Source organism: Arachnia propionica, assembly GCF_003932785.1.
Taxonomy (GTDB): domain Bacteria; phylum Actinomycetota; class Actinomycetes; order Propionibacteriales; family Propionibacteriaceae; genus Arachnia; species Arachnia propionica_B.
Genome location: NZ_RQYT01000065.1, coordinates 1 through 10,396, shown reverse-complemented (window position 1 = coordinate 10,396; position 10,396 = coordinate 1). Strand labels below are relative to the sequence as shown.

Genomic DNA, 10,396 nt, shown 5'->3' with positions numbered 1-10,396 from the left:
GGGCGTCGGCCTCGTGGATGGCCTGGTAGGCCTCGGTGAGGGTGGCGGGGAGTGGGTTCATGACCCCATTGTAATCGAATGAGTGTTCTAGGGCAATGGGTTGGGGAGAACTTTTCTCCGGTTTGCGTTGGTCGAGGCGGTCCCCGGAACGCAGTGGCGGGGGCCGTGTCGAGACCCGGTGTGGGTTCGCTGGGATGGTTGCGGAGGTCTCGACACGGACGGCTCGCGAGGCTCGCGGTCCGGGTCGGTCAGCGGGTCAAGCGGTGGCCTTCTCCCAATGGGCGACCGGACCGTCAATGACGTCGAAGAGCGGATGGGGAAGCACGCCCTCGTTGGGTGGGAAGTGCCGGGCCAGTTCGGGGGAGCGTTCTCGGAGTTTCCTTGCCAGGTGTTCGGTTTCCAAGGAGAGTTGTCCGGTGGTGACAGTCATTCTGAGAGCTGGGTCGGTGCCCACGATCTTGGTGGCGTTGAAGGTGTAGCCGCGGGCGGTTGCCTCGGTGACCAGAGCGTCGAGATAGGTGCCGATCCCCATCACGGGATCGTTGAGTTCCTGGAAGCGGAGCAGCTGCGGATGTCGGGTGTAGCCCTTGGTCTCGCCGAGCAGCACCTTCTGGGCGAGGAGGGTCTCGCGCCAGCAGGCGATGAGAGCCTGGCGGTCGAGGTGGTGAGGGTGCAGGGACCAGATGCGCATGGTTCAAGGTGCAGGGAAGAGGTCAGGAATCCCCTGACAGTCTCCGCTGGATGTCCAGGTAAGCCTTCTCAGTCGTCTGTTCCGTCTCGTCGAAGTCGGCGATTGCTTTGCCCTCGCCTGAGCCGAGAATCGCGCAGGCATCAGAGAACTCATGGAGAGTGTGGGTGAGGTCGGAGCAGAAGTTGGTCAGGGCCGTCTGGAGGGCGTTGAAGCCGAGGCCGAGTGCCAGGGCGGCGGGTTTCTCGACGGCGGCTTCGGGATTGAGACGTCCAGCTGCGGCCCCGAGGGTGCCGAAGTCCTCGGAATCCTTCCAGTCCTTCTTGACGGAGGCGCCGACGGCGTCCCGATTGAAGTGGAGATAGTCGGTCATGGTTGTTCTCGTCCTCAGTCAGCTCTCGGTGGCGGTGGGGGAGGGTTCTGTCGTCTCCCAGTGGAAGGAGTCGAGCATCTGGTAGATCTCGGGTGGAATCGTCTCCTCCCAGTGGGCGGGTTGCATGGTGAATTGCCATACCCCGTCATGGCGGACGACGAACCAGGTCTCTTGGAGGCCATGGCGGGCCTCGGTGATGTCGACGGATGAGAAGCCGAAGGCATTCTCGCCCCCAATGAGTCGTTCGGGGAGGATGGTGATGTCCACGACTTCGCGGATGAGGAGTCTTTGGTGTTCGTGGTGGAACACGTCTTGAGGTTCGATCGGGTAGTCGGGTTCGCTTCCCTTGTTCATTCTTTCGTAGACGCTGTCCCCGCGGCGCCTTTTGATGAAGAAACCTGCGGCCTTGGCCGCTCCATCCTTGCCCTCGAGGAGGTGGGTCACGGAGAGGCCATATTCGTTGCGGTGGACGACTTCCCAGCCGTTGAGGATGGTGATGTCCCAGGGGTCGGGTTGGCGGGTGGACATGTGGATGAGGGTGGGGCTGGTGGGTGTGGCTGGGGGTGGTTCGGGCGCGGTGGGGGTGCAGGCGGTGAGGGTGAGGGTCAGGGCGATGAGTGCGGTGGTGGTTCTGGGTCGGGTCATGGTGGTTCAGCTCTGGGATGCGGTGGGGGAGGGGGCGGGGGTGGTCCAGCGGAAGGTGTCGAGCATCTGGTGGAGGGGTGGGGGGAGCTCGGTGTCGCCGTCGGCGGCCATGAGTTGGAAGGCCCAGAGGCCGTCATGGCGCACGACAATCCACTGCTCATACATTTCAGTGTCCCAACGGTTCTCCAAGCGTCCGCCGCAGCCGTGTGCCGGTTCCCCTCCGATGGTGCGTTCGGGCAGGCGGGTGAGACGGACGACGGGGTCTGGACAGAAGTGGTCGTAGGCGTGGCTGGGTTCGACCCAGTAGCCGAAGGAGCCGTTCTGTTGGAGGTGGCTGAGTGCCCGGTCGCGGGGGTATCGGATGATCTGGAGGCGGGCTCGGGTGTAGTTGATGGGTTCGCCCTCGGGGGCCTGGTAGGCGACGAGACGGTCGGTACGGCGGGTGTGTGTCTGCCATCCGGGGGCGAGGTCCAGGGTGAACCCGTCGGGGGTGTCGGAGGTCATGAGGACGGCGGTGGGGCTGTGGCTGGTGGCCGTTGGGCTGGGCGATGGTGTTGGGGTGGCAGGGGGTGTGGTGCAGCCTGCCAGCAGGATGGCTGCGAGGAGGGACAGCCAGGTCCGGGTGCGTCGCATGGCCAATCTCATTCGTCTCGTCCCAAGGGGGTCCGGTTCCTCAGTTCGGTGCGGAGGCGAGCACTTCGTTGATCCGCATCGTTGGCCAGGGCCTCCAGCTTCATGGCTGCCCGGGCATCGTCGAACTCCCAGTCGCCCAACTGCCCGTAGAGATAGTCGTGCAGGGCCTGCCGGGCGTTGATGCGCTCTTGGTCCTTCAATTTTTCCAAGGAGGTGAATTTGCCATCTTGAAAGAGTTCTTTGGGCAGTTCGAGGTCCTGAGCTGCTTTGGGCAGCGTAGGTGCCTCCGAGAAGTCGATCTTCTCCAGGGCCGCGTTCGCCAGGATGCCGGACATGTAGTGGACGGTGAGCTGCTGTTTGGAGACGAAGGCGTCCGCTGCGCTGTAGCCGGTCGGATGGGAGTTCTCGATGATGGGCTCGAGGACCATCGTCTTGACGATCTCGGCGGCAGGGCCGGTCAACGGGTTCTTTCCGGCGCCGGCGAGGGACACCGAGACATCCGCCAGTTGGTGCGCTGAGTTCTGCCAGGCCGCGTTCCTGTCGCTGACCGCCTGAATCGCTTGGGCGGAGGCCCCCTCTGGTGCTGTGAAGAGGATCTCGAAGATCGGTGCCCAGAGCTCGCTCTCCTTCTGGACCCCCGAGGACGGGTTCTGCTGCGGGCCCTTGGGCAGGTCCAGGACAGTCCGGACATCCTCGTCGTAGCCCTTGCTCGCCCAGAGGAGCAGGTTGTCCACGGTGCTGGGATTCTCGAGATCCACCCGCTTGCCCTCGGAGGGCGAGGTAAGGGAGTCCTCGTACTTGGAGGCGCCCTCGAAGGCCAGATCCAGGAAGACGCCGCCGGGCGCCAGGAGCCGCTGGGCTTCGGTGGGAGTCAAGGTGATGAGGTACCGGTTGGAGGTGGGGTCGTGGTCCTCTGCGTGTCCGTCAACGTTCCCGCTCATGCTCTTTCCGATTCCCTTGAGGCGAGGCCCCAGGATCTCGTCGGCCCAGGAACGCAGGTGGGGATTCTCACGGCCGTAGGCGCGCTGCCCATCATCGGGGCCGCCGGGCGGCTCGTATCTGTCAAGGCCATCCTGGTAGCCCAGGAGGAAGTTCTCGGCGATCTTCGCCCCGGCCTTCTCCCGCTCCCACCAGTCTTTGTCCTCATGTGGCGTCGTAGGTCGTCCGCTGCCGAGGGATTCCGGGAGGGAGGCCTCCGCCACCAGCTCCCCCATGAGCTCCCCGCCGTCGGGGAAGCCGGAGTACGAGCGCCACGTCGTGGAGGGGTAGGGCAAGCCCGAGTCATTCACGGTTCGGCCGCCCATGAGATGGCGTGTGACGTTGATCTTGGCGTCGTTGTCGTCGAGCGTGCCATCCCCGTTCGTGTCATGCAGGACAATGTCCGAGGCGAGGAAGCTTTTTGCGGTTGCCGCCCGCAGCTGATCGTTCTCGAGCAGGCGTTCGGGCGAATCCGGTCCCAAGGAATCGGGTCGATCCATGAGCATCAGGACGGAATGAACCGGATCGGTGGGTCCGTCGTCCATGCCTGGGTGAAAACCGTGTCCCCATGGCACGGTGGTCCCGCTGGGACCCTCGGCGTTCATCTGCGCGTCGTGTCGAACGATGCGTTCCAGGAAGGACCCATGCGCGCCTTGCGCCTCCAGGAGGGCCGGGCCCGCCACGAGATCGGGATTGGCCAGCGCTGCCTGCCCGAGAACCTGTGGGATGACGGTGGTGCCACGAATCGTGATCCTGGGATTCTGGGGCAGGGGGAAGTCCTCTTCAAGGGCGCGAGTGATCGCATTCGCGTAGTTCTGGTGGAGAGCGGCGACGCTTCGGGCGTCCTGGGCCAGTGCCGGGGCGACCAGGAGGAACTGCTCCTGCTCGGCCTGCCGGTCCGGCGACACGTTGACCCCGCCGGAGGCCAAGGTCATGAACGTGCCGATCTTGGCCAGGTAGGTGCGGGTCACTGTCGGGTCGGTGACGGAGTCCAAGAGGTCCATGGTCTGCTGCACGACCCGATCAGGAGGAACAAGGGTGCTGACCGCCGTCGCTGTGTAGGGGTCCTCGAGGTCGGCCCCGTACTTCGCCAGGAAGTTCAGGGCCTTCTCCTCCTTGGTGTTCCCCTCGATGCCCTCGAGACCGTTCTCGAGATGCTCGGCGATCTCGGGGGCTCGACGTCTGGCCTGCTCCCATTTCTGCTGCCCCTCCAAGAAGGAGTTGTCATCGAAGAGGTTCGCCGCGATCTCCTCCCGGGAGTGCCCGGTGTCGGGAGGAAGGAACAGGTCGCGGGCGGCGGCCACATTCCCCGCCAGGGCAAGAGCCTCCTGATCCAGCGCCTCCAGAAGCTCCTGGTACTTGCGTTTCAGGTCCTGCTGTTGTTCCGTGGCCTCGTTCTCGATCTCCTGGCCCTTGACGGCCGCGAACAGCCAGTCGATCTCACCGGCATTGATGGCGTCCTTCACGCGTTGCAGTTCCACGGCCCGCCAGTCGTTCACTGCATCCCAGCTCTCGTGCAGCTTCGGCAGTTCAACCTCGATGACCGCCTTCAACTCCTCAATCCAGCCGAGCACCTGTTCCTTGACCTGCCCCATTGCGTTGAGGACCCCGGTCAGTTTGCCGTCGAGGTGGCGGAGCGAGTCCATGTAGGCATCGGCGGACTCGCCCACCCAACCCGGAACCCCTTCGCCGTTCCACCGGCCGAGAGCGGTTCCCATCGTGGTGGCCTGCAGACGCATCAGTTCACTGTAGAGCCGACCGGCTTGCTCGCGCGTGTCCGGTGGTGGGGGCAGAGCCGCCGCGGCCGTCGTCATCGACTCCTCCTCGAGCGTCGGGTACCCGGATCAGCGTACCGGCCTTCAGCCCCGTGGCGGCAGGCGTTCGACGCTGATGTCGTCGGCCTTTCAGTCAGAGGTGCCGGTGGGTCGGGTTCGCGTGGTGGCGGGTCAGCGGATTGGCGAGGCCTGGGGTGCCCAGCCACCGGGTGGCTCCGTCCGTGGCATGGGTGATCCGCTTCGTGACGGGGTTGCGGACGATGACCTCACCGTCGGGGAAGTGCTCGATCTGCGGCGCGAGCTGCGCGCCGGTCCCTGTGTCACAGAGCCGGACGACGCCGTCGCGGGAGACCGTCACGTCGATCCCGGTCGGGTGGAACGGGGGATCCTCGACGGGGACGTCGGTCTGCGCTGCGGATGCCCCATCAGCGGTGAAGGCCCACCTCGTCGCCTGCCCGTCCTTCTCGACGGTGCCCACCAGGTGACTGCCGTCAGGGGACCAGGTGAGGGTGACCCAGCCGTCGAACTGGGTGTGCCACACCAGCGCCCCGTCATCAGCGCGCCACACCTGGAGGAGGTTCCCCCGATCCAGGGTCACGACGTGAGCCCCGTCCGGACTCCACACGGCTTTCTCCACGGACGCGCCCAGCCGGGGGCCGGGGCCATGGTCGAGATGCCAGATGCGGGGTGGGCAGAGGGGTGAGCCGACGACGAAGCGACGGCCAGCCGGAGCCCAGGCGAGGACAGGAGTGTTCCACAGGGCATCCTCTGTCTGGGCGATGAGGCCGACCTCGTCGTGGATCTCAAGTCCGATCCTCGGGGTCGCCGCGACGAAGCGGTCGGCGTGCCAGGCGATGCTGCGGGCACGGCCGAGCCCCTCACCGGGAACCGCCTCGACGGTGTCGGTGGCGCGCTCCCAGAGCAGGGCGGGGGAAGGGCCGCCGTGGAGCAGCAGCCGGCCGGAGTCGCCATGCCACGCGAGGTCGGTCCATTGGTGCCGCACTCCCGTCAGCTCGACGACGACATCGTCGCCTGCGAGGGGCCAGACCCGCGGGGCGTCGTCGTGGGAGGTCAGCGCCAGTAGCTCGCCGTCGGGGCTGATCGCCGCTGCGCACGGGGAGGGGCAGGCGATGGGGGAACGCGTCCGATGGCCGAGGAGATCGCGGACCTCGACGACGGCACCCCGTCGGCTGACCACCATCGGGCCGCGTGCGGTGTGGGCGGCGGCGAGCACGTCGGCGACGGGAAACCGCTCCATCGTGCCGTCGCCCGGGTGACACAGGACAACGGCGTCGTCGAACCACCCCAGCAGGAGCGTCCCGTCCTCGCTCCAGCCGAGATCCCGAAGCCGACCGGTGGGGCGGCTACGGGGCGGGGTCCGGGTGGTGACGTCCCAGAGGAGGACCTCGGCGTCGACGGCGGCAGCGAGCGTGCGGGCGTCAGGGTGCCAGGCCAGCGCCCTGACGGGGCCGGGTGCGGCCAGGATGCGGCGCAGTTGAAGCCCGGGGTCCCAGAGTCGGACGGTCTGATCCTCGGAGCCGGAGGCCACCCACCGGCCGTCGGGGCTCCAGGCGACGGTGCGGATGTCGCCGGAGTGCGGCGGGTAGGAGCTGGGAGGGGTGAGTCCGAGGAACTCCCCGGACCCGACCCGCCAGGACTCCACCCCGTCCGCGGTCACGGCTTGGAGGATGTCGTCGTCGCGCCACGCGAGCTCCAGCACGGCGAGGTCCGAGACGAGGCGACGCAGGTGCTCACCGGTGGTCGCGTCCCAGATGTGGATCCAGTCGGACTCGCCCCCGGTCGCGATCCGGCTGCCGTCCGGGCTCCAGGCCAGGGCCAGCACCCCCAGAAAGTGCGGCAGCTCCAACAGCGGATCCGGGGAGTCGGGGTCCCAGATCCGGCAGTGGCCATCGAGCCCCGCCGTCGCCAGGAGCGAGCCATCCGGCGACCATGCCCGGGCCGTCTTGTGCGGATGCTCGCCCTCGATCATGCGGGGATTCTTGCATGTCTGGCTAAGAGGGTGCGCGGATAGGGGGATGCGCCTATCCGCGCACCCTCTGAGTACGGTGTGCGGCATGGCACGGATGAAACCGAGTGGGAGCCTGACTGAGGGGGACCGTGACCTGCAGCGGGAGTACGTGGGCCGCGTCGCCGTCGACGGTGATCGCCAGCTGGGTGCCCGTGGGGCTGAAGGCGACGGCGCAGACCCAGTCGGGGTGAGGGACGGTGCGTAGCAGCTCGCCGGTGGTGGGGTGGAAGAATCGTAGGTTCCGGTCGTTGGAGCCGGTTACGATGCAGTCGCCGCGAGGGCTCCAGTCGACGCCGATGAACCAGGCCTCACCGTGATCCAGCGCCAGGACCTCCGCTCCGCTGCTGGAGTCACGCACCGGGGCGGTGTGACTGTGCGAGGAGGTGACGTATCGCGCGCCGTCGGGACTGAACGCCAGAGCGCCCAGTTGCCCCGAATGGCCGAGATCGGTCACTCGACCCTCACACCAAGCGGTCCCGCCCGCGATGACACGGCGGCCGTCCCGGCTCCAGGCGATCGCCGTCGCGGGGCGGGTGAGTTCGAACCAGGGGGTCGAGGTGCCGGTCGCGGCCCCCCACAGCGACACCCGCTCCCCGTGGACCACCGCCAGCCGCGTCCCGTCGGGGTGCCAGGCGAAGGCCGTGCCGTCGAGTGTGGCCACGAGGTCGGCGTCATTCCAGATCCGGATCGTGCCGTCGGGCCCGCCGGTGGCCCACAGGGTGCCGCTGCAGGCGACGGCGGTGACCTCGTCGCCTTGGAGGTGCCGCAGCGGCTGGCCCGTGGTCGCATCCCAGAGGCGGGCACCGTCGACGGCCCCCGTCGCGACGAGGCGACCTTCCGGATGCCAGCCGACGGTGAAGACGTGGGCCGGGTGCTCGAGGACGATCATGGCGGTATCGTCCCATGTCATGATCCAGGACCTTCACCCCGATGCCGGGGTGCTCCGCGGCGTCGTGGCACTCACCGTGAACGGCGCATCCGCGACGGTGCCGGTCACGCTGGACGACGAGACCGGCAGCTCACCCGCAGCCTCCGAGGCCGAGCGGCTGGTTGCCCAGTGGAACGGTTTCCTCGGCGGCGTCGACCTCGACGCCCTGCTGCGTCGGATCGCCGTGGAGGTCAACGAGTGCTGCTGGTCGCAGAGCGACTACGAACCCACCGACCAGGATCACGACGACCTGGTCGCCGACATGTGGCTGGCCGAGGTGCGGGCCCACCAGCACGATCTCGTGCTGTGGCTACGTAGCCGGAGCGCGCTGCCCGACATGCAGATCGTCGCGACCGTGGGACTGGACGGTGAGGTCGAGGACCTGGAGATCATCGAGCTGTGACGATGTCCCACATGATGGGGCCGTCCTCGGTCATCCCGAGCAGCTGGGTATCGTCGGGTGTCAGTCGTGGTGATGGGTCCGGGGCAGGGCGAAATCTGTGGCAGAGTCGTCGGAGATCAGTCTGACAGGTCTGAGACGATCTTGTTCAACTGGTTTTTCAATGGAAGAAGGTCTTTGCGGGCTGTCGCCATCAGAATCTCGAGATCAATCGACCAGTACCCGTGAACAATGCGATTGCGTAATCCGATGGGTCGTCTCCAAGGGATCTCCGGATAGATTGCTTCGAGGGAGGGCCTGAGTTTTGCGGCAGCTTCCCCAAGAACTGTGAAGTTCCATAGGAGGGCGTCCAGTCGTAATTGATCCTGTCGGAAAGTTTCCGTTGAATGATTTCCAACGATCTCCAGAATCCTGGAGATGGCGCCTTCCATCTCATGTATGTAGAGCAGCTCAGGACGTGACATGAATTGGCTCCGCTTCGGTCAGCACTTGGTGCCGAATCAGGGGGTGCAGGGCTGATCGGGATATCAGGTCCACGGCTCTCCCGCCGAACACTTCGCTGAGCTCATCCGTGAGGTCCTCGATCTCCCAACCAAGGTGCGCACCAGGTCGCAGGTCGTAGAGCAGGTCGATGTCGCTGTCAGCTGTCGCCTCACCACGGGCGACGGATCCGAAAACGGCCAGATGCATGATGCCGTAGTGGTCGCACAGCTCTGTCAACCGGCGCTCATCGATGCCCAGATCCAACATGGTTGGATACTACCCCCGTTTCCGGGGGTGGAGGGCAGAAGCACTTGTCAGCGCAGCCTATTGCGGACCTGGAGGCGATCATCGTCGTCGACGACGGCGACGCGGCTCCCGTCGGGACTCCACGCCGCATTGATGATGGAGAGATCCGTGAGTGTGGGGAGTTCGTGGCGGTCGCCGCTCCCGGTGTCCCGCAGCCAGGTCCGGTAGGGGTCGCCGGTGAAACCGAAGAGGGCCACCGTGCGGTTGTCGGGAAACCACTGCAGCGACCAGATCTCGGCCCGCTCCGGGAAACTGCGCAGGAGGTTCCCGGTGGTCGGGGACCAGATCTGTAGGCGGAGGTCGTCGTTCCCGGAGGCCAGTTCGGCGCCGTCGGGTCGCCAGGCGAGCACGGTGGCGGGGGATGCCAGCGCCGGGACGGCCAACTGCCAGGTCATGGTGTCCCAGATGCGGATCCGGTTCCTGGTGCCGGTGGCGAGCCGACGACCATCCGGGCTCCACGCCACCGCGCAGGGTGCCTCCCCGGAATGGGGGAGCCTGACGGGAGGGTCGGCGAGGACCTCGACGACGTCCTCCTCGCCCGCGACGGCCAGCACCCCGTCGGGAGACCATGCCAGGTCGATGGGAGTCGCCTCGACCGCGTACGTCACTCGCTCTCCGCCCACGACGAGCACCTCCGGGCGCTCCGTCCCGATCGCGAGCCGCGTCGAGTCAGGGTGCCAGGCGAGCGACCATGCCGTGTCCCGGTCGAAGGTCGCCACCGTGGCCACGGTGCCGCCATGCAGATCGTGCACCCTCACGACGTCGGCAGCGTCGATCACCGCGATGCGGCGGCCGTCGGGACTCCAAGCAATGCTCATGACGTCCCGGATTCTATGGGCCCGGTTCGCCCTCACCCCACCGATCGAGCTGCCTTCTCCCCGTTGGTCGAGCCGGACCGCGAGTTTGCGAGCAGTCCGTGTCGAGACCCTGGGGCACGTGCGCGGTGACCTGACCCCTGGTCCGTGCTGTGCGGGCACGGATTTTTTTGTCGGTGGGGTGCTCTAAGGTTCTCCTCATGCAGCGACGCTTGAGCCTGACCGAGGGAAGTTCTGACAAGTTCTGGTACATCGATGTGGCCGGTACCGCGGTGACCGTGCGGTACGGTCGACGCGGGTCGGCGGGGACGACGAAGACCAAGGAGTACGACACCGCGGAGAA

12 protein-coding genes are annotated in these 10,396 nt (G+C 66.5%); 2 read left to right on the top strand and 10 right to left on the bottom strand.

Going from position 1 to position 10,396, the window contains the following annotated elements; all coding sequences use genetic code 11:
- Positions 1-256: 256 nt before the first annotated feature.
- From EII35_RS14905 to EII35_RS14875, 7 genes are all read right to left on the bottom strand, one after another.
- On the bottom strand, positions 257-691 hold the full coding sequence (locus EII35_RS14905; RefSeq protein ID WP_125229253.1) for a pyrimidine dimer DNA glycosylase/endonuclease V: 435 nt from the start codon (positions 689-691) through the stop codon (positions 257-259).
- A 22-nt stretch (positions 692-713) separates the two neighbouring features.
- Entirely contained in the window at positions 714-1,061 is a 348-nt protein-coding gene (locus EII35_RS14900; protein ID WP_125229252.1) for a hypothetical protein, read from the bottom strand.
- Between the two features lie 18 nt (positions 1,062-1,079).
- Positions 1,080-1,706, bottom strand: coding sequence for a hypothetical protein (locus EII35_RS14895; RefSeq protein WP_125229251.1), 627 nt, complete (start codon positions 1,704-1,706; stop codon positions 1,080-1,082).
- Between the two features lie 6 nt (positions 1,707-1,712).
- The gene (locus EII35_RS14890; protein WP_125229250.1) at positions 1,713-2,339 is read right to left on the bottom strand and encodes a hypothetical protein; all 627 of its coding nucleotides are present in this window, start codon (positions 2,337-2,339) and stop codon (positions 1,713-1,715) included.
- Positions 2,340-2,347: 8 nt separating this feature from the next.
- Complete coding sequence (locus EII35_RS14885) at positions 2,348-5,056, bottom strand: hypothetical protein (protein WP_125229249.1); 2,709 nt, start codon at positions 5,054-5,056, stop codon at positions 2,348-2,350.
- A gap of 169 nt (positions 5,057-5,225) precedes the next feature.
- On the bottom strand, positions 5,226-7,082 hold the full coding sequence (locus tag EII35_RS14880) for a WD40 repeat domain-containing protein (protein ID WP_185744383.1): 1,857 nt from the start codon (positions 7,080-7,082) through the stop codon (positions 5,226-5,228).
- A 52-nt stretch (positions 7,083-7,134) separates the two neighbouring features.
- Positions 7,135-8,031 carry a WD40 repeat domain-containing protein gene (locus EII35_RS14875; protein ID WP_125229247.1) on the bottom strand — a complete coding sequence of 299 codons (897 nt, stop codon included), beginning with the start codon at positions 8,029-8,031 and terminating at the stop codon, positions 7,135-7,137.
- On the opposite strand from EII35_RS14875, the gene EII35_RS14870 reads away from it, so the two are divergent.
- Positions 8,030-8,452: a hypothetical protein gene (locus EII35_RS14870; RefSeq protein ID WP_125229246.1), complete on the top strand. Its 423-nt coding sequence runs from the start codon at positions 8,030-8,032 to the stop codon at positions 8,450-8,452. The genes EII35_RS14875 and EII35_RS14870 overlap by 2 nt on opposite strands.
- A gap of 116 nt (positions 8,453-8,568) precedes the next feature.
- On the opposite strand, the gene EII35_RS14865 is transcribed toward EII35_RS14870, so the two are convergent.
- The 3 genes from EII35_RS14865 to EII35_RS14855 are packed head-to-tail and all read right to left on the bottom strand — an operon-like array spanning position 8,569 to position 10,056.
- Positions 8,569-8,913, bottom strand: a complete 345-nt coding sequence (locus EII35_RS14865; RefSeq protein ID WP_221620321.1) for a HepT-like ribonuclease domain-containing protein — start codon at positions 8,911-8,913, stop codon at positions 8,569-8,571.
- Positions 8,900-9,199: a nucleotidyltransferase family protein gene (locus tag EII35_RS14860; protein WP_124846070.1), complete on the bottom strand. Its 300-nt coding sequence runs from the start codon at positions 9,197-9,199 to the stop codon at positions 8,900-8,902. The genes EII35_RS14865 and EII35_RS14860 overlap by 14 nt, the downstream gene beginning before the upstream one ends.
- Positions 9,200-9,246: 47 nt before the next feature.
- On the bottom strand, positions 9,247-10,056 hold the full coding sequence (locus tag EII35_RS14855) for a WD40 repeat domain-containing protein (RefSeq protein WP_125229245.1): 810 nt from the start codon (positions 10,054-10,056) through the stop codon (positions 9,247-9,249).
- A gap of 197 nt (positions 10,057-10,253) precedes the next feature.
- Between EII35_RS14855 and EII35_RS16765 the strand changes: the two genes are divergently transcribed.
- Positions 10,254-10,396: WGR domain-containing protein (locus EII35_RS16765; protein WP_125229244.1), on the top strand; the 143-nt coding region annotated here is incomplete at its 3' end.